General features: G+C 51.6%; 17 protein-coding genes and 1 pseudogene. 8 read left to right on the top strand and 10 right to left on the bottom strand.

The genetic code is table 11. From position 1 onward, the window contains the following. On the top strand, positions 1-101 hold a 101-nt coding region (locus H6F91_RS06700; protein WP_190771277.1), incomplete at its 5' end, for a transposase. Positions 102-110: 9 nt separating this feature from the next. Here H6F91_RS06700 and H6F91_RS06695 read toward each other — a convergent pair. Continuing rightward, positions 111-281 (bottom strand): hypothetical protein, encoded by a 171-nt coding sequence (locus H6F91_RS06695; RefSeq protein ID WP_190773271.1) that lies wholly within the window; start codon positions 279-281, stop codon positions 111-113. On the opposite strand from H6F91_RS06695, the gene H6F91_RS06690 reads away from it, so the two are divergent. Continuing rightward, on the top strand, positions 280-1,260 hold the full coding sequence (locus tag H6F91_RS06690) for an MDR family oxidoreductase (protein WP_190773272.1): 981 nt from the start codon (positions 280-282) through the stop codon (positions 1,258-1,260). The two genes, H6F91_RS06695 and H6F91_RS06690, sit on opposite strands and share 2 nt — an antisense overlap. A gap of 47 nt (positions 1,261-1,307) precedes the next feature. On the opposite strand, the pseudogene H6F91_RS06685 reads toward H6F91_RS06690, so the two are convergent. Together H6F91_RS06685 and H6F91_RS06680 are read right to left on the bottom strand one after the other, a co-directional pair. After that, positions 1,308-1,628: pseudogene (locus H6F91_RS06685) on the bottom strand (HepT-like ribonuclease domain-containing protein). Then, on the bottom strand, positions 1,600-1,932 hold the full coding sequence (locus H6F91_RS06680) for a nucleotidyltransferase domain-containing protein (protein WP_190773273.1): 333 nt from the start codon (positions 1,930-1,932) through the stop codon (positions 1,600-1,602). Before H6F91_RS06680 ends, H6F91_RS06685 begins: the two are co-directional and overlap by 29 nt. A gap of 392 nt (positions 1,933-2,324) precedes the next feature. On the opposite strand from H6F91_RS06680, the gene H6F91_RS06675 reads away from it, so the two are divergent. After that, positions 2,325-2,831 (top strand): hypothetical protein, encoded by a 507-nt coding sequence (locus H6F91_RS06675; RefSeq protein ID WP_190773274.1) that lies wholly within the window; start codon positions 2,325-2,327, stop codon positions 2,829-2,831. A gap of 174 nt (positions 2,832-3,005) precedes the next feature. Here H6F91_RS06675 and H6F91_RS06670 read toward each other — a convergent pair whose 3' ends face one another. Together H6F91_RS06670 and rimI are read right to left on the bottom strand one after the other, a co-directional pair. Further along, positions 3,006-5,486 carry an ATP-dependent Clp protease ATP-binding subunit gene (locus H6F91_RS06670; RefSeq protein WP_190773275.1) on the bottom strand — a complete coding sequence of 827 codons (2,481 nt, stop codon included), beginning with the start codon at positions 5,484-5,486 and terminating at the stop codon, positions 3,006-3,008. 299 nt (positions 5,487-5,785) lie between these two features. Next, positions 5,786-6,442, bottom strand: coding sequence for a ribosomal protein S18-alanine N-acetyltransferase (gene rimI / locus H6F91_RS06665; protein WP_190773276.1), 657 nt, complete (start codon positions 6,440-6,442; stop codon positions 5,786-5,788). 161 nt (positions 6,443-6,603) lie between these two features. Here rimI and lysA point away from each other — a divergent pair, with 161 nt between their 5' ends. From lysA to uppS, 3 genes are all read left to right on the top strand, one after another. Then, positions 6,604-8,004 (top strand): diaminopimelate decarboxylase, encoded by a 1,401-nt coding sequence (lysA, locus tag H6F91_RS06660; protein WP_190773277.1) that lies wholly within the window; start codon positions 6,604-6,606, stop codon positions 8,002-8,004. Between the two features lie 222 nt (positions 8,005-8,226). Continuing rightward, positions 8,227-9,168 carry a diadenylate cyclase CdaA gene (cdaA, locus tag H6F91_RS06655; RefSeq protein WP_190773300.1) on the top strand — a complete coding sequence of 314 codons (942 nt, stop codon included), beginning with the start codon at positions 8,227-8,229 and terminating at the stop codon, positions 9,166-9,168. Further along, entirely contained in the window at positions 9,143-9,910 is a 768-nt protein-coding gene (uppS, locus tag H6F91_RS06650) for a polyprenyl diphosphate synthase (protein ID WP_190773278.1), read from the top strand. Before cdaA ends, uppS begins: the two co-directional genes overlap by 26 nt. A 72-nt stretch (positions 9,911-9,982) precedes the next feature. Here uppS and H6F91_RS06645 read toward each other — a convergent pair whose 3' ends face one another. After that, positions 9,983-11,071, bottom strand: coding sequence for a Gfo/Idh/MocA family oxidoreductase (locus H6F91_RS06645; RefSeq protein WP_190773279.1), 1,089 nt, complete (start codon positions 11,069-11,071; stop codon positions 9,983-9,985). A 394-nt stretch (positions 11,072-11,465) separates the two neighbouring features. Between H6F91_RS06645 and H6F91_RS06640 the strand changes: the two genes are divergently transcribed. Beyond that, positions 11,466-12,416, top strand: coding sequence for a YihY/virulence factor BrkB family protein (locus H6F91_RS06640; protein WP_190773280.1), 951 nt, complete (start codon positions 11,466-11,468; stop codon positions 12,414-12,416). A 127-nt stretch (positions 12,417-12,543) separates the two neighbouring features. Here H6F91_RS06640 and H6F91_RS06635 read toward each other — a convergent pair whose 3' ends face one another. Beyond that, complete coding sequence (locus H6F91_RS06635; protein ID WP_190773281.1) at positions 12,544-12,693, bottom strand: hypothetical protein; 150 nt, start codon at positions 12,691-12,693, stop codon at positions 12,544-12,546. A gap of 403 nt (positions 12,694-13,096) precedes the next feature. On the opposite strand from H6F91_RS06635, the gene H6F91_RS06630 reads away from it, so the two are divergent. Then, positions 13,097-14,185 carry a pentapeptide repeat-containing protein gene (locus H6F91_RS06630; RefSeq protein WP_190773282.1) on the top strand — a complete coding sequence of 363 codons (1,089 nt, stop codon included), beginning with the start codon at positions 13,097-13,099 and terminating at the stop codon, positions 14,183-14,185. Between the two features lie 34 nt (positions 14,186-14,219). Here the strand turns inward: H6F91_RS06630 and bchH are convergent, their stop codons facing one another. The 3 genes from bchH to H6F91_RS06615 form a co-directional block, all read right to left on the bottom strand. Then, positions 14,220-17,957, bottom strand: coding sequence for a magnesium chelatase subunit H (gene bchH, locus H6F91_RS06625; protein WP_190773283.1), 3,738 nt, complete (start codon positions 17,955-17,957; stop codon positions 14,220-14,222). Between the two features lie 131 nt (positions 17,958-18,088). Beyond that, the gene (locus H6F91_RS06620) at positions 18,089-18,430 is read right to left on the bottom strand and encodes a HepT-like ribonuclease domain-containing protein (RefSeq protein WP_190773284.1); all 342 of its coding nucleotides are present in this window, start codon (positions 18,428-18,430) and stop codon (positions 18,089-18,091) included. Then, positions 18,417-18,758, bottom strand: a complete 342-nt coding sequence (locus H6F91_RS06615) for a nucleotidyltransferase family protein (RefSeq protein WP_190773285.1) — start codon at positions 18,756-18,758, stop codon at positions 18,417-18,419. The genes H6F91_RS06620 and H6F91_RS06615 overlap by 14 nt, the downstream gene beginning before the upstream one ends. Between the last annotated feature and the right edge of the window lie 35 nt (positions 18,759-18,793).

The raw sequence follows: 18,793 nt of genomic DNA, 5'->3' as shown, positions 1-18,793 counted from the left end.
AACTGAAGCAATACCGGGGGATTGCAACCCGGTACGATAAGCTAGCGGAGAGCTTTTTAGGGGGTATCTACCTGGCAGCAACGCTCATCTGGCTTAATTGATGACACGCCCTAGGCCAAGGGGGTCTGGGGGACGGAGAGGCCCGTCCCCCAGTCGGGAGGTTTGGAGGGCGACGCGCCTCCAAGCCAACCTTTGCAATAATCAACCATCCAGAAGCAACCATTACAATCTGTCTCCTCATACACTAGCCAATACTGCTTGATGTAATTTGAGGCATCCATGTCCCCCTTCAAAGCCTTAGTCATCCGCGAAAAAGGTTCCCCAGCCACCCTCGAAACCCTGGAACCCGGTGACCTTCCCGACGGCGATGTCTTGGTTTCCGTCCAATACTCCAGCCTCAACTACAAAGACGGCCTAGCCATCACCCAAACTTCCCCCGTCATCCGCAAGTTTCCTATGGTTCCCGGCGTTGATCTAGTCGGAACCGTTGTGGAATCCACCTCCTCTACCTTTCAACCCGGCCAAACCGTCATTGCTACTGGCTGGGAAATGGGCGAACGTTACTGGGGTGGCTATAGCCAGATGGCAAAAGTTCAGGCGGATTGGTTGATACCCTTGCCTGATCGGTTAACAGGAGTGGAAGCTATGGCGATCGGCACCGCAGGCTTAACCGCTATGCTCTCCATCATGGCCCTCGAAGCCCACGGAATTAGCAGCGATCGCCCCATCCTCGTTACCGGAGCCGCTGGGGGCGTGGGAAGCATTGCGATCGCCCTTCTCTCCCGCCTCGGCTATCCTGTTACCGCCTCCAGCGGTCGGCACGAAATTATAGGCGATTATCTCCACGATCTCGGTGCCACTGACGTCATCGGTCGCCTGGAACCTCTGCAACCCGCCCTCGGCTCCCAACAATGGAGCGGGGCGATCGACACCGTCGGTGGTCAAACCCTCGCTACTCTGCTGAAAACTATCACCTATGGTGGCTGCGTCGCAAACTGTGGTCTGGCTGGCGGCAGCAATCTCCCCACTACCGTTTTCCCCTTCATCCTCCGCAACGTCAGCCTACTCGGCATCGATTCCGTCCTTTGTCCTCAAGAAAAACGCCTCCAAGCCTGGCAACGACTCACAGAGCTTCTAACCGATGATCTCTTTGAGCTGATTCTTAACGCCATCATTCCGCTGGATCATGTCCCTACTTTTAGCAAGCAGATTTTGGCAGGGCAAGTTCAGGGACGGGTTGTTGTGGATTGCAATGGGTAAAGTGGTTAGGGCGATCGCCACCATCAACCTCAGGATTCAGGTGGAATTCACGACTTTAGCTCCTCAATTAGAGGAGATATTTCAAATTCAACTACATCCCAAACGATGTTGAGATTAACATCATCGTATTCGTGCACTAGCCGATTTCGCATTCCACTAATCTCGTGCCATGAGATATTTGGCAATACCTACCGAGTTGTCTCTGAAACGCGTCTTGCCGCTTCAGCAATTACCAAGAGCCTCCGAATTACTGAATCTTGAAGCTGTATATTTTTAATGAATTCATCTTTAGAACATTGGGCAATGTAAGTCTTGATTAGTTCTGCGGATTGCAGCATATCAAGCAGGAATTGAAGATCCCGTTGCATAGATGACCTGAGCCGAGGAAAGAATCTCTTTTCGCCGTAAGTAATTGCGGCTGGCTTCAATACCTTGACGTGTAACTAAATCAACGTCTCGATGAAAAATAGTTTTTAACTCAGCTTCCATCTGATCCAGGCTCCCGAATGTAGGATGAGCGTCTGGGTGAAATTGAACCATGACATCAATGTCGCTATCAGGGCGGAAGTCTTCGCGCAAGACAGAACCAAATAGAGCAAACTCAATGACCTGCCATTTGTGACAGAACTCAGAAATTTTTTCTATGGGTAATGCGATCGCATCAATCGTCATATCGCTTCCTCCCCTTCATCCTCTTTATCGCTAATTTGCAGACGCTCATCTTGTGTAATGATGCTCCGGATATCATCCGCTGCGATATCAATTTGTTCAGATTTTATGTAAATCGTTAATAGAATAATTCCTGTGCTCGTCTTAACATATCAATCAAACGATAGTCAGCATTTTTGCCCTTCTGAGTATCACTATTACGGCCTCTCAATTTGAAAACTTCATAACCTATTCCGGATATTTGATCTCCTTATAACTCACCCCGTTCAAGCTGTTCGATGATGGGCTATACATCGCATCTAAGTTTATTGCTTGTAGACTAACCTCTATGAGGATGGTACTTGAGAGATCATTGTTAATTTTGAGACAAAGTTACTACTTTTATCAGAAGTCTTATGGGTACTGCCTTTGAAATCGGTCTAATTCTTAGCTTACAGCCCGAACTAACAGGTGAGGACAGAGAAACGTTAGCGTACATGACACGCTCAGAGGACTACGGCTTTCAGACACGACTAGATGATCCCTTTTTCACAGAATATGAGCAGGGTTTTGATAAGGAGTGGAGAATTATCATTGCAAACAATCACATACGTTCTGGGGAAGAATGTACCTCTCAAATTCGCCGAAGTATATTCTGTAGTTACCAGTTGTGCTTTCGCATTTTGATTGACGAGAACACGTACTATAATATTTGGCCTACATTTTCAGACTGGCTATTCTCAATCAGTAATGGTGAAGGATTAGCTGGTTATATTTTGAATGTGTCTTATATGGAAGCTGAGTTAATTTTCCTAGAAGAGAATGGCCTAACTCTCCAAGCTGTTGAAAATTGTAGAATTCCCAAGTCTCTATTACATTCAATTGATGAGTTGTTAGGAGGTACTAGATGTGTTGATTTATAGCTTAAAAGCCGCATTCCAATAAAGCTCTAATACATTGAAATACAGTCAGGTACTAATTGGTTGTGCAGATAGATTAATCTAGCACTTGGTAACCATTATTAGTTCACAAAACTAAACAGTAAAAAAGGGGGGCGCGATCGCGCCCCCCTTTTTTTTACAATTCAATCAACTTGCTTATTCTGCCGCTTGAGGTAACAGCTCGCGCCGTTCACCCGAGGCAACCTGTACCTGACCGTCATCACCCACATCTACGACGGCAACATCACCGTCTTTGATGCGACCGGAGAGGATTTCCTCAGCGAGGGAATCTTCCAGCAGGCGCATGATGGCTCGGCGGAGCGGTCGTGCCCCGTAGCTGGGGTTATAGCCCTCTTCCACCAGGCGATCCTTGAACTTCTCGGTCACTTCCAGAGTGATACCGCGCTCGGTGAGGCGAACAAACACCTCTTTGAGCATGATGTCGGCGATCTCCTTGACCTCGTCCTTCTTGAGCTGACGGAAGACAATGATCTCGTCAACCCGGTTGAGGAACTCAGGCCGGAAGTACTGCTTCAGTTCTTCGTTCACCAACGAGCGAATGCGGTTGTACTGAGACTCGGACGCATCGCCATTGTCGGAGAACTCGAAACCGAGGCCGCCGCCACCCTTCTCGATCACCTTGGAACCAATGTTGGAGGTCATGATCAGCAGGGTGTTCTTGAAGTCCACTGTGCGACCCTTGGCATCGGTCAGGCGACCATCTTCCAGGATTTGCAGCAGCATGTTGAACACGTCGGGGTGTGCTTTTTCGATTTCGTCAAACAGCACCACGGTGTAAGGACGACGACGAACGGCTTCAGTCAACTGACCGCCTTCGTTGTAGCCCACATAACCTGGAGGCGAACCGATCAGCTTGGATACGGTGTGGCGCTCCATGTATTCCGACATATCCAGACGGATCATGGCATCTTCGGAACCGAAGAAGTAGGAAGCCAGAGCCTTGGTCAGCTCGGTCTTACCCACCCCAGTCGGTCCAGAGAAGATGAAGCTGGCGATCGGACGGTTGGGGTTCTTCAAACCAACCCGTGCCCGACGGATGGCGCGAGATACCGCTTTCACCGCTTCGTCTTGGCCAATGATGCGACCGTGGAGCGTGTCTTCCATGTGCAGCAAGCGCTCGGACTCGGATTCCGTCAGCTTGTTCACCGGAACGCCCGTCCAGGAGGCAACGATTTGAGCGATGTCCTCTTCCGTTACCACGGGGCTGGTGGTGTCTTCGCCATCCGTAGACTCGGTCTTCTTCGCCTGAGCGATGGAGCGGATCTCTTGCTTGATCTCCATCTCCCGCTCACGCAGTTCACCTGCCCGCTCGAAGTTCTGGGAACGAACCGCATCATCTTTCTCTTTGAGAACCTGACGCAGTTCCTTATCCAGCTCTTTCGCTGCCGGGGGCAACTGGGAGTTGATCAGGCGCACCCGAGAACCGGCTTCGTCCACCAAGTCGATGGCCTTGTCGGGCAGGTAGCGGTCTGAAATGTACCGATCCGACAGCTTGGCAGCGGCGTCCAGAGCCTCGTCGGAGATTTTGAGTTTGTGGTGTTGCTCGTAGCGATCGCGCAACCCCCGCAGAATTTCGATGGTTTCATCGACCGTGGGTTCGCCCACCATGACGGGCTGGAAACGGCGTTCCAGTGCCGCATCTCGCTCAATGTGCTTGCGGTACTCATCCAGGGTTGTGGCACCGATACATTGAAGTTCACCGCGAGCCAGTGCGGGCTTCAGTATATTGGCCGCGTCGATCGCGCCTTCTGCCGCCCCTGCCCCGATGAGGGTGTGAACTTCGTCGATGACCAGGATGACGTTTCCGGCCTGCCGGATTTCATCCATGATTTTCTTGAGGCGTTCTTCAAACTCCCCTCGATACTTGGTGCCAGCCACCAACAAACCGATGTCCAAAGTGACGACCCGTTTATCTTCAAGGATGTCGGGAACGTCGCCATTGGCGATACGTTGGGCCAAACCTTCGGCGATCGCGGTCTTACCCACGCCGGGTTCCCCAATCAGCACCGGGTTGTTCTTAGTACGGCGACCGAGGATTTGAATGACCCGCTCGATTTCTTTCTGACGGCCTACTACTGGATCCAGCTTGCCTTCAGAGGCCATCTGGGTCAGGTTAGAACCGAATTCGTCCAGGGTTGGTGTCTTGGTGCGGCCCTGGCTACCGCCCGTCGATACTTCGGCAGTTTCGCCCAGCATCCGGATGACTTGGGTACGCACCTTGGAAAGGTCTACGCCCAGGTTTTCCAGCACGCGCGCGGCGACACCTTCACCTTCCCGAATCAACCCCAACAGGAGGTGCTCGGTACCGATGTAGTTGTGGCCTAGTTGACGAGCTTCTTCCAGAGATAGCTCTAAAACCCGTTTCGCCCGTGGGGTGAAGGGAATTTCAACCGCGACGAAGCCCGAACCCCGGCCAATAATTTTTTCGACCTCAATGCGAGCATCCTTCAGGTTGACACCCATGGATTTCAAGACTTTGGCGGCAACCCCGGTGCCTTCCCCGATCAGACCCAGGAGGATCTGTTCGGTTCCAACAAAGTTGTGACCCAGGCGGCGAGCCTCCTCCTGGGCGAGCATAATCACTTTAATGGCTTTCTCAGTGAAGCGTTCAAACATGGCAGTCTATATCACCTGCTGCGAGCCGGTACGCTGATTTTAGCATAGGGAAATAGCAACACCGGTACTGCTACAGCCGTATCAGCACTGGGTGATCCCCGCCCATACCAGGACGATCGCACGATATTTCGATTAATTCAGGCTTAACCTGCCATCGTTTAGAAAGATTTTGGTTCCGAGCAGTAATCCTGTCTGGAAGGGGGGACATCTGTCAAGAACAGCACACTAGAGCGAGGATCAGAGGCCCAATGAGCTTCTTACCCGCGCAGAAAATTCGTAATGGAGATCGGCTGTAAGCTTCAAACACCAGCTTCTTCGATCTTCCATCCACTCTGCTTTAAGCGATCGCCTAACTCCTCCTTCCAGAGACAGAGGTTATCCGCAAATTCTTGAGATTGCAACCCACTGCACCAAAGAATTAACGCGTCTTCGATGGGGGTATGGTAATACTGCTTGCGACGACCTGCTTCTTTGAAGCCGAAAGAGGTGTAGAGAGCGATCGCTGCTTCATTCGAGGGCCGAACTTCCAACGTTGCCCGCGCCATATCGTGATGGCGTGCGGCTTCGAGTAGGGCTATCAGGAGCGATCGTCCTAATCCATGCCCTCGGTATGCCTCGTCAACAACAAGCAGCGTAATATGAGCCTCATCAAGAATCATCCAAAGAGCACCAAACCCAATCAAAGACCCCAGACACTTGGGGTTTTGCAACTCACCCACCCACGAGCCTGTTACAGGGTTTAGATCCCCGGTTTCTCCTGAAAAACGAGAATCTGGGGTGCTGAGAGCAATCAAAAGCCCATTAGGGCTATCAATTTCTCTCTGGTATCCATCTGCTGACCATAGACCGCCCAGGAATTTTTGATCCAGTTCCACGGCGGCGGGAATCCATTCAGATGTCAACGGATGCAGATATAAGGTGTTCACAGCGGTATGACAAAATTCGCTAACAGCCATCGAATTGATCGCTTAACGAGTGACCGCGCCCGATTGTACACTGGGAAGATGGATCCTGGCAGCGATGCGTCAGCTTACCCCCGTTTGGGATAGTGACCGTCGAACCCTGCCTCCCTTCACCCTGAAGTTTTTTCTACATCCCTCGTTCAAGGATTGTCCTCATGGTCTCCACTCCCGTTGCGGCCTCCGCTGATTCCGGTCGCCAGTACATTCCTGAGTCCCGCCCGGAGCAAACCTCCCCCAACCAACTGCTGATGCCGCTGACCGCTCAGGTCAACGAGAAAGACCACCTGGAAGTGGGGGGCTGCGATGTAGTGACCCTGGTAAAGCAATTCGGCTCACCGCTTTACATTCTTGATGAAGAAGGCTTGCGTACTGCTTGCCGCCAGTATCGGGATGCCTTCAAGACTCATTACCCCGGCGATTCCCTGGTGATTTACGCCTCAAAAGCCTGGAATTGCCTGGCGGTGGACGCCATTGTCGGGGATGAAGGACTGGGCATCGATGTCGTTTCGGGTGGCGAGTTATACACAGCTCTACAAGCTGGCCTGGCTTCCGACACTATCTATATGCACGGCAACAATAAGTCCGTAGATGAGTTGGAGATGGCGATCGCCGCCAAAATCACCATTGTCGTTGACAACTGGTACGAGTTAAAGCAACTGGTAGAGTTGGCCGGACGCACTAACCAATCCAGCATTCGAATTATGCTGCGGCTCACCCCTGGCATCGAGTGTCACACCCACGAATACATTCGCACCGGCCACCTGGATAGCAAGTTCGGCTTTGACCCCGACCAACTGGAGTCGGTGTTTGAATTCATCCAGAAAAACCCTGTCTTAAACTGCATTGGTCTGCACGCGCACATCGGTTCCCAGATTTTCGAACTGCAACCCCACCAGGATTTAACTGGCGTGCTGGTGAACTGGATGCAGAAGGCGAAGGAGTACGGCCTGCCCATCACCGAGCTGGATGTGGGTGGCGGTCTGGGCATTCGCTACGTGGAGTCGGATGATCCTCCAAGTATTGATGCGTGGGTGAAGATTATTTGTGATGGTGTGGTGAAAGCGTGTGAAGAAAAAGGCTTCCCATTGCCACGGTTGGTTTCTGAGCCAGGGCGATCGCTCATCGGTTCCTCCTGCGTCACGGCCTACACCGTGGGTAGCCAGAAGACGGTTCCCGGCATTCGCACCTATGTCACGGTCGATGGTGGTATGTCTGACAACCCTCGCCCCATTACTTACCAGTCGGTGTATCGGGTAGCGGCAGCGAGTAAGATGTCGGCTCCTATGACAGAGTCGGTGGCGATCGCCGGGAAGCACTGCGAATCGGGCGACATTGTGATCAAAGATGCCAAGCTTCCTGAAACGGAGCCGGGAGACGTGGTCGTTGTGATGGCGACCGGAGCCTACAATTACAGCATGGCCTCAAACTACAACCGATTGACTCGCCCAGCAGCAGTGTTGGTTCGTGATGGCGAAGCAAATCTCATCCTTCAGCGAGAGACTTATGCCGACCTGGTGCGGCAGGATCGTCTTCCCGAACGTTTACAAAAAAGCTGATCGAGAGAATTCCCGTCGAATTGTACGATAGGAGCGATCGGAGTGTAGATTGAGGGAAAACAGGGGAGCGCGGTAACATACCCGCTTTCTTGGCCCATCTCAATGGGTATGCTAAGTTAGCTAATCCTGTTACCTGGAATCTGTCTTTCCGTTTACACCTGCTCCTCGCCGTCATACAGCCCTGTGCTGTCTCGGCCATCGACCAACTCCAGCTCTAGTCTGATGGGTTCTCTGCTGAAGCAATGGCTGACAAACCTCGGCTGGACTCAGTCTTTACTGCTTCCGGCAATTGACCTGATATCGGTCCTTTTACTGACCTATGTGGTTCTGGTGATCATTGGAGAACGCCGAACGCTGTGGATGGTACGAGGGCTGATTGTCCTAATGCTGGCCTCAGCCCTAAGCAACACACTGGGGCTGAGGCTACTCAGCTTTGTGCTGGAAAAGCTCGTCATTGGGGCCGCTGTGGCAATGGCCCTGATTCTACAAAACGAATTTCGCCGGTTCCTGGAGCAGCTTGGACGTGGCGAAATCTTACAATTGTTACAACCGAATACGGAAACCATCCCCAAGGCAGACAACGTTATTGATGAGATCGTCGATGCTGTCAAAGAGTTGTCTCAGAATCGAACGGGAGCATTGATGGTGCTGGAAACAGGCGCACCCATGGATGAGCGGGATTTTTCGGTGCCTGGAGTACGGCTTAATTCAGAACTTTCTAAAGAACTTTTACAAACAATTTTTCAAACTTCAACCCTGCTTCATGACGGAGCGGTACTGATTCGCGCTAATCGTATTGTGGCGGCTGGAGTCATCTTGCCGCTGTCTGAACGGGTTGCATCACGACAGCTAGGCACTCGCCACCGGGCCGCCATGGGAATTACCGAGCGAGTCGAAAATTGCCTTTGCATTGTTGTATCTGAAGAAACAGGGTCAATTTCTCTGGCGGAACGGGGAACACTAAATCGACCCCTAACGAGCAGTAAACTGAGGGAACTGTTAGTCGCCCGTTTCTCTCAGTCGGTCGAGCGAGAGCCCGTGGCTCCGCAGTTGCGTAGCCTGGGTCGTCAGCTCGGCGAGCGGTTACGATCCATCCTTAAGCCTATCCGTCCTTCATCGTCAGCTTCTCGGAGAAAAAATGACAGCAAAGCCAACCGTTCTTAGGGAGTTGCCTGCTGACCTACAACGCGATCGCCTGCCCCGGCACGTCGCGGTCATTATGGATGGCAACGGGCGCTGGGCACAGAGACGGGGGCTCCCCCGCATTATGGGGCATCGTCGGGGCGTAGATGCCCTCAAAGACCTCCTTCGCTGCTGCCGAGATTGGGGAGTTGAAGCACTGACTGCCTATGCCTTTTCGACGGAGAACTGGGGACGTCCACTGGAAGAAGTGGACTTTTTAATGACTCTGTTTGAGCGGGTGCTGCGGCAAGAGCTTAAAGAAATGATGTCGGAAGGAGTCCGAATCCGCTTCGCTGGAAATCTGTTAGCGCTGCCCCAATCCCTACAGGATGAGATTCAGCGGTCGATGGAGCAAACGGCCAACAATCAGGGCATCCGCTTCACCATTGCGACCAATTATGGTGGGCGGCAGGAGATTGTGCAGGCATGTCGGGCGATCGCTACCCAGATTCAACAGGGCACCCTCCAACCTGAAGACATTGACGAATCTCTCTTCGAGCGACACCTCTACACCAGCGGTATCTGTGACCCTGACCTGCTCATCCGTACCAGTGGTGAGATGCGGATTAGTAACTTCCTGCTGTGGCAAATGGCCTATGCAGAAATCTATGTAACCGATACCTTCTGGCCTGATTTTGACCGGGCTGAGTTCCACCGGGCTCTAGCAGATTACCAGAAGCGTGATCGCCGTTTTGGCAAGGTAAAGACCACCGGATCACATTAAGAACAAACCCATAGAGGGGTAGGGGCGTAGCATGCTACGCCCCTACCCCTCTATGGGTTTGTCGCCCCTTTATTAGGTGGGTACGTTGACCCAGGTGCCCGTTTCGTTGGATTGGTGGGTGAGATCCATCAGCAGTTGGGAGGCGATCCCTTCAGGGAGGGAGGGGGTGAGCGATCGCCCTTCATCAATGCCTTTAACCCACTGATCCACCACTCGGATAAATGGCGCGAGGCGACCATCCGGGTAGACCTGGGGGAATTGGAGACGGTCAGGGATTTCCACTTCGGTCAAGGGTTCGTCTGCTGGAGCGGCCCAGAGTTTGAAACCGTGGACGTAGTCGGTTTGGTGATCACTACCGAGGACTAGGGTGCCGCGATCGCCATACACCTCCACCCAATGGCCCCGTCCTTGATAAGTGGCCGCGCTCAGCGTAACTTGCACTGGAGTTCCATCAGCTAATTCCAGGGCAATCATTGCGGTATCGTCGGCAGTGACAGGTTGGGGAGTTCCCGTAACAGGGTCAGGCCGGGTTGGGATGCTAGTAGTGAGACGGGCGCTAAGCCGCTGAACGGGGCCAAAAAGCCAGGCGATGTAATCAAAGATATGGGAACCTACCGCACCCAATGCGCCACCTCCCTGATCTTTGCGGGCATACCAGTTCCAGGGACGGTTGGGGTCGGCTCGTCCTGATACGAGCCAGTCGATTTTGATCAGGCGCTTTTGACCAACGAAGCCTTCTGCCAGCAGTTCTGAAAGGCGCATCCAGGCAGGCACAAACCGGAATTCAAAATCTAACGCGGTGACAGCGCCTGTCTGGTGAGCGATGCTTTGCAACACCCGAGCTTCTTCTACCGTCAGCGTTGTTGGCTTCTCCAGCAGCAAGTGTTTCCCGGCTTGGAGAACAATTTTGGCCTGCTCATAATGTAGAAATGGTGGGGTAGAAATGCTGACTGCCTGAACGTCTGGCAGAGCAACAATTTCTTCAACAGTGGCGCAAGCATGGGGGATTTGGTGAGCGTCGGCTACTTGTTGGGCCTTCGCTATGTCTCGGTGCTGTACCGCCACAACCTTCGTCCGATGGTGAGCCTGCAACCCAGGAATGTGAATTTTCTGGCCAAAACCTGTGCCGATGACGGCTACGCCCAGGGTTGTGTCTGCCATCGATATCGCTCCATGTAAATTTGTCCCATGTTGGTATATACCGTATTTTGGGGCAGGGGAGCAGGAGAGCCAAGGAGTCGGTGAAAGGCGGGCAGATTGGGGAAGTGGCACCTGAGCCTATGCAACTGGCTAGAATAGCTATTAGGGTAGCGATCGCCACGACCTAGATGGGTGCTTTACCATACCTCCCCCCTGTAGTCATGGGTGTTAGAAAATAACGTGACACAGGTGTTTTGCTTTTTTGTATCAAAATCTCAAATTTAGATGCTGCCACCCTTTTGGGACAGCATAATCTCAAAATATAGGCAGGCTCAGCCAGATTGTGCGGTTACGGTGATATCCCGTACCAAACCTTCGGTAATATCGGTGAAACAACGTCATCAATGAGGATTCTGTGATTGAATTTGTCAAATTCCAGGTGCTGCCGTCACGGCCAGCCCAACTCATCATCCGCACAATTCATGAATGGCAACGAGATGAATGTTTAGAAATGGGAGCAGCTCTGGCCTATTACGCCCTGTTCTCCATGTTTCCCATCTTTCTGGTAGTGCTGAGCATTATGGGGTGGGTGCTGGGATCAGACGCGGCTTTAATTCAAGATATCCTGGCGTATGCCAATCAAATTCTGCCTGACGCCGCCTACAGTGTGTTTCGGGACGTCCTGTTTCATCTGGACAACAGTAGCGTTGGAGCTGGAATTACAGGTTTCTTCCTGCTTCTACTGGCTGCCAGCAATGTGTTTGGTGCTCTCAGCCGTTCCGTCGACAAAATTTGGAAAGTTCATTATCTCAAAACGCAACCCAAACCTATCCAGGACACACTCCTACTCTTCTTAAAAGAAAAGTTTTTTGCATTTTCTCTAGTCTTCAGCTCGTCAGCCATTATGGTCGTTTCTCTTGTGGCTGAGTTAGCTTTTGATATTCTACGGCGTTTGCTAAAAGAGTTTAATTCTTATATCAATTTTATTCAACTAGACGAAGTAACCGTTATTCGGAATGTTCAGATTTTTGTGACATTCCTCGTTCTCATTTTAATTGTCATGGTTTTATTCAAAATTCTTCCATCAACACGAGTACGATGGGGAGACATTTGGATTGGGGCACTGTTCACGACCGTCCTGTTTATGCTATTGCAGTATCTCGTAAGTAATAGCGTTATTCACATCGGTGCCCAATACCGTTCCTATGGCATCATCGGTGGTGTCATGGTTTTAATGCTGTGGATATATCTAACCTGTCAAATTTTCTTCTTGGGTAGCGAGTTCTGTTACGTCTACTCCCATCTCTACGGTAGCCGCCGACATCTACGAGATGATGCGACAGTATTGAGGGTCCGTAGAAGTTAATATTATCCAGTTGAATAAGCATAAGATGCTGATTCAACGGGGTTTGATATTAGGACATGTTTTAAAGCTAACTGAAAGGATTATTTTTTTCGTGAACTTCGCGCACGAAAAAAAGACAGAACAGGCTCTAGGACTCATTTGCTTCCCACAGTGCAAACATATCTCCAAGGGTATCTTGCAGAGGCAAGTTTGGGGGATTCGGAATCGTGAGCGCAATAGACCCGACTGTTAGAAAGGCTAACAGCAAGCGCAGAGGTTTGATATGAATGGGAGACATGATACTTACACAATTACGACACAGGTAGGAATTTCTCCTGATTTGCGAGTCATAGGGGCGATCGCTCACCGATAGAACACAGCCTGGAAGGAAGCTGATTTACCGATATGGAGAGCAAGAGCGGCGATCGCAGGGGCTGTCAGATATCCATTCCTTTGCCATGAGCCATGCTCCTGGTCAAAGGAGTGAAAATCCTGACTGCACTCTCAAACTCATAACTTAAGAATAGAAGTTACCGACTCATTCAACATGACCCACGGGTATGCTAAATGGTCACCTTTCTGGGGGATATTACATAACCGGGTAGCTCCGGCAATAGCAGGAATTTTTTAGAACAAAGGTTTGATATGTGGTTATCCATATCCCCTTCATTGGTGATGTTCTTATTGATAGGTTGTTTGCAATGAGTCGCAAGTTTGGGAAAAACCGATGGGTCGGGTTAGCGATCGCAACACTCCTGGTCATCTTTTCTCTGCACCTGATAACCAGTCGCTCAACCCATGTGCGTGGCGATCGTTGCGAGGTAGAGCTCCGAATGGCCGCCTTCAATGACAAAAGCCTCGAAGGAATCGATTGCCCGCATCAAATTCTGCGGGAAGCAAATCTGGTTGGTGCCAGATTGCGCCGCGCCAACCTTAGGGGCACCGACTTTAGCGGAACAGCCACCAGTTTGCAGGATGCGGATCTGCGGGAAGCCGACTTGATGCAAGCCAATCTGGTAGAAACGAAAGCTATCCGTACCGATTTTTCGGGTGCGAACTTGCAAAAAGCTGACTTCAGCAAGGCCAATCTGAATGGAGCACGATTTGTTGAGGCGGATCTCACCGATGCCCTGTTCATTGGTGCCAACCTGGTAGCGGCCGACTTCAGCCGTCTGAAAGGCATTCCCGCCTATATGGATAGAGCCAATTTGACAGATGCCAACCTTGATTTTCCATTCACCGGGCTGCGGCTCTGCAATACCACGATGCCAGACGGTAACGTCACGAACGGCGGTTGTCTCTCACCATCCTATGAGTTCCACCAATCCTTACAGGCTAAGCACTGGCGGAATATGGATCAAGCCATGAGCGTGATGGTTTGGGAAGCATCTACGCCTGCTGGAGAAAGCGTGAAACCTCATTTGCTGACTCCGGAGCAGATCCGTTCAATCCCCTGTTATAGGCTGCAGAATCTGGAGCAGTTATGGCGAGAGAGCAGTGGCGATCGCTTCAGCTTCGGCATTCAACGCCAGATTTGGGAGAGCCCAGCAGTCAACCGGGACTACAACAAATTTGGCGAAGCGGTGGGTTGGAAACAAAACGGAACCTGGCTCAAATTTTTTGATCTTCCTACTCAGGAAAATAGCATCACGCTTCCCCTGGGGATGTTTCCCTGGCATCAGTGGCAGGTACAGGAACCAACTCCAGAAGAACCGACACGCTTCCGCCGAGAGGGGTTTGGGGCATGGATGAATCATCTGGAAGCGTGTGGGTTGGGGGTTACTGAATGAAGACGGGGTCGTTTGCAGAAAACGCATGAGTCTTCTAAACTTCAACGCCTTCTAATACCTCATCCGTCAGTTCATAAAGCTGTTGCAGTTTTTCCAGCTTCTCGTCATCGGGGTGCCAGAACCCGCGTCCGTGGGCTTCTAACATGCGTCCCACAATATTGCGGAAGGCTTCAGGATTAGACTTACGCAACTTCTCAGCCATTTCCGGGTCCAGGGCATAGGTATCAGCTGCCTGGTCGTAAACCCAGTTCTCCCGGAAGTCGGCCGTACCCGCCCATCCCATCAGAGCCGTCATCCGTTGGGAGATTTCGTAGGCTCCACCTGAGCCTTGATCTGCCATTGCCTCAGCCCACTTGGGGTTGAGTAACTTAGTGCGATACTCCATTCGCAGCAGGTCTTCCAGGTTACGGGGCGTGGTGTCCTTCGAGAAGCTTTCGACGAAACTAGCCGTCACCTTTCGACCTTTTTTCATTTCAGCCGCTTTCTTTAGACCACCTGTATTGGCGTAGTACTCCTGAATATCTGTCAGACCATATTCGACGGAATCAATTTGTTGAACGATGCGATCGGTACTTCCCAGCAATGTGTTGAGGATTTCGGGACGAGCCTGGCCCTTGTCCTTTCGCCCATAGCTGAAAGTATTGCGACCTGTCCAGGTGTCTCCTAATTCAGAACCGGATTCCCAGTTAGAATCGGTGACGCGATCGTTTACCAGGGAGCCAAAGTCGCCCGCAGGGTTGGAGAACAAACGAGCTGAGGGGTTTTCGACGCCTTGGGATTGGAGGGCGATCGCATGCTTTCTGACAAAATTTTGCTCCTCCGGCTCATCCGCTTCAGCAGCCCGATGGAACAGGTCATCCAACAGCTCAATCACATTCACAAAGCTGTCCCGAAAAATCCCTGACAGATTACCCAAGATGTCGATACGGGGATGATCCATCTCGCTCAGGGGTTTTAACTCGTAACGCACAATCCGGCCTGTGCCCTCCTTCACAGGTTCAGCTCCTACCAATTCCAGCAGAATCCCAATGGATTCACCCTTGGTTTTGATTGTGTCTAAGCCCCACAACATCACCGCCACAGTTTCGGGGTAAGTGCCGTGTTCTTCAAGATGCTGAGCAATGAGCTTTCGGCCAATCTCCCGTCCTCGCTCATAGGCGGCAGGCGATGGCATCCGGTAAGGGTCGAGTGCATGAATATTGCGTCCTGTCGGCAGTACCCCAGGCCCATCCCGCAGTAAATCTCCTCCCGGTGCTGGAGGAATGTACTCACCATTCAGCCCCCGCAGCAGGTTCGTGAGTTCATCCGTTGTCTGGCTCAGCAGAGTACGAATGAGGGCGGCCTGTTGTACTTTGTCTGCAAGACCATTAGTAGACTCGGGAGTAGCGATCGCCCCCTCGACCTGTGGCCATTCCTCCCCAAAGTAAGCGGCCAGATAATCTCTCATTCGATCTTCATCGGGTGCGTCTCCCAACACATGCAATCCGGAAGAGAAGAGCCTGTTTTCCAGAACTTGTAGATATTCGTAGAGCTTCAGCAGATAACGATTGAACACCTCTGCACTAAACATTCGCAAGTTTTCTGGGGTGAATTCAATGCCCAGGTGACGGGATTCCTCAAAGGGGCAGTCTGCTTCTAAACCCGTGTCGAGGATCTTTTTGGCGATCGCCTCCTTCAATGCCGCATTTGTTTCCGGGTCTTCGCGATACTCCGCAATCAAATCCCGCAACGTCACCAGTTCCTTATAAAGCCCCGCCCGACCATACGGCGGCACATTATGGGAAATCAGCACCCCATAGCCCCGCCGCTTGGCCAAAATCGACTCCGAGGGATTATTCGCCGCATAGATGTAGAGGTTCGGCAAATTCCCTAGCAGAATGTCTGACCAGGAATAGCCGGTGTTCCCCAACGGTGAACCGGGTAGCCATTCCACGGTGCCGTGCATGCCAAAATGCACAACGGCATCCGCCTGAAAGTCATTTTGCAACCACTTGTAGAAGGCGGCGTATTGCGGATGGGGTGTTAAATCTCGCTCAAACATGAGACGCATGGGGTCGCCTTGCAACCCCAAAGGCGGCTGCACACTGATCCACACATTGCCAAGTTGCACGCCGCCCAGGAGATAGCGGGATTCTTCGGGGCGTTCAGCGATCGCCACCGTCCGTATACCTGTGTCCGACAACGACTTCCACTGCTTCTCAATCCGCCGCGTCAGCAAATAACCGAGCCAATGTTCCAGTTTGCGAGCGGTGACCGTGGCGATCGGTGCCTCCTCAAGGCTGACGTCGGTAGGAGTCACTCCGACAAACAATTCATCAGCCTGACGCACCTGCTCAATGAGTTCTTCGCCATCCTCGGGGATGTCGCCCACGTCATAGCCCTGGGCCTTCATCGTTTGAAGTAACTTGATCAGGGATTTGGGCACGTTCAGCAGGGCGGCTGTTCCAGTTGCCCCGTAGCCTGGCGGGAAACCGTAGAGGACGATCGCCACCTTCCGCCCAGCAGGTGGTTTCTGGCGTAGCGCAATCCAATTATTAATACGCTGAGTCAAGCGTTGAACCCGCTCGGGAATGAGGTAGATTTTGTCACCGACTAATCCCCCCAATGGCACGGGATCGATCGCCCCATCCAACTCGGGCAGTGCATACAACACGACACTTTGCAGCCCTCCAATCCCTTGCCGTGTCCAGGAATGAATATCCTGAATCAGCAACGGAGCCGCGACAAAGTAGGGCACATTTTTGGCACTCAGAATTTTCTTGGCGACTTCGACCTGGCGACCTGCTTCCATTGAACCCGCTGGGCCACCAACGAGAGGGAAGCCGATGGTGGAGGCGATCGCATCCACTTTCACGGCATCTTTTGTCAAAGACGGGAGTTCGATGTTGCCTTGCGATCGCTGCTCCTGCTCATAATCCGTGGTCATCCAGTCGCGCACCGCCACATGACCTTCCACGCCGTTGATGAAAATGGGCAGTGGCGTTAATCCCGCTTGCTCAAAGTAACGAATGAGCTGAGGAATATAAGGTTGCTTCGTAATGACATGCTTTCGATACAGCAACATCCCAACAACGGGATTCGTATTAGGGAAGCGTTGTTGATACCACTCTAAATACGCTTTGGGCGACTCAAAATACCCGTCATACTCAGGATGTAACAAGCCCATGTTAGGCGTTTCGATTACATCGGGGATGCTATCCACCGTCAGACCCAGATACTTCTCGCCCAAATACACAAACATGGATGCGACGTTTTCAGAACCGCCCGCATTCCAATAGCCGTAAATGATTAGCCAGTTGCGAAGATCCTGCACTTTCCCCACAGGGATGTACTTGAGCAGTTTGGGGCCAACCTTCAGAAAACTAATGTAGCCCGCCAGCTTGTCCTCTTCCCGCTGGGTACCACCAAACTTGCTAAGGATAAATTGCACGGGCTTGGGCATTCCCTTGGGCTTGTCGCCGATCGCAAACTTCCCCAACTGAGTCAAACTCATCAGCTCCAACGCCGACTCGAAGACCAATCGAATGGGGATGTGCTGTGCCCGTTCTCGCAGCCAAATCACCTGGTCGTAGTCAAACAGCAGGCTGGCAAAGAATACGTCAGCTTCGGACAGGGCATGGGCGATCGCCTCCGGTTTGGCAGCCAGATCGCGATCGCTAAACACCGCAATCTCCAACTCTGGACACCGCTCTTGCGCCACCTTCGCCGCCTGTCGATACAAATCCGCATTAAAGGATTCAAACCCGGCTATCAAAACGATTCGTTTGACCATGCGATGATTTAACCCCTGTGCTGTGCTGCGCGATCGCCCTTAACTAAGAGCGATTCATCTAGATTCTAAGCCTTTGGGATCTGAGGGGCAGTAGTGTGAGCGATCGTTCTAGCAAGAGGAAGGCTCATTCGCTAAAGATTTTCATCTGGTAGCAATGGCAAAATTAAGGCCAATAGTTCAGGAATGTTCTTTTGGACAACTTGCCAAACAATATTCAGATCAAGGCGATCGTATTGATGGGTGATAATATCCCTCATCCCAGCAATATCGTCCCAGGGCACTTCTGGATGTTTTGTGCGCAACTCTCGAGATAAACGCTTGGTCGCTTCTCCCATAATTGCAATTTGATAAAGAATTGCTGATTGTGTTCGCAAATCAGCGTTCAATTGTTCGCGACCAAGCCCTTGGGCAAACTGTAAGACCAACTGTCCAGCTCGAACAATATCCAATAGCGAAGCATCATCCCGCGACATAGATAACTTGAGCTGTTCCTAAAATTTCCTTACGGCGGATCCAGTTATGGCTTTGCTCAATTGACTTTTTAGTCAGTAAGTCAACATCACGCCCCAGCAAGGTGGAAAGTTCACGCTTCATTCGCACCAGCTCCAGGAGCCCCCAAGGTGCCCCTTCCTCAAAACTAACCAAGGCATCAATATCGCTATCGGGACGAAAATCTTGCCTCAGAACGGAACCAAAAAAGGAAAGCTCTTGAATCTTCCACTTCTGGCAAAAAGCAGTAAGAGACTCTTGCGGTATAGAGATGTTGGCCTGTAGCTGCAAACGGGTTGTGTTTTCAATCATCCGTTACTTCAGTACCTATGCCCAGTTCACATCAA

The sequence above is a fragment of the Leptolyngbya sp. FACHB-8 genome, assembly GCF_014695575.1.
Lineage (GTDB): Bacteria > Cyanobacteriota > Cyanobacteriia > Elainellales > Elainellaceae > Vacuolonema.
This window is presented reverse-complemented; position numbering and strand designations above follow the sequence as displayed.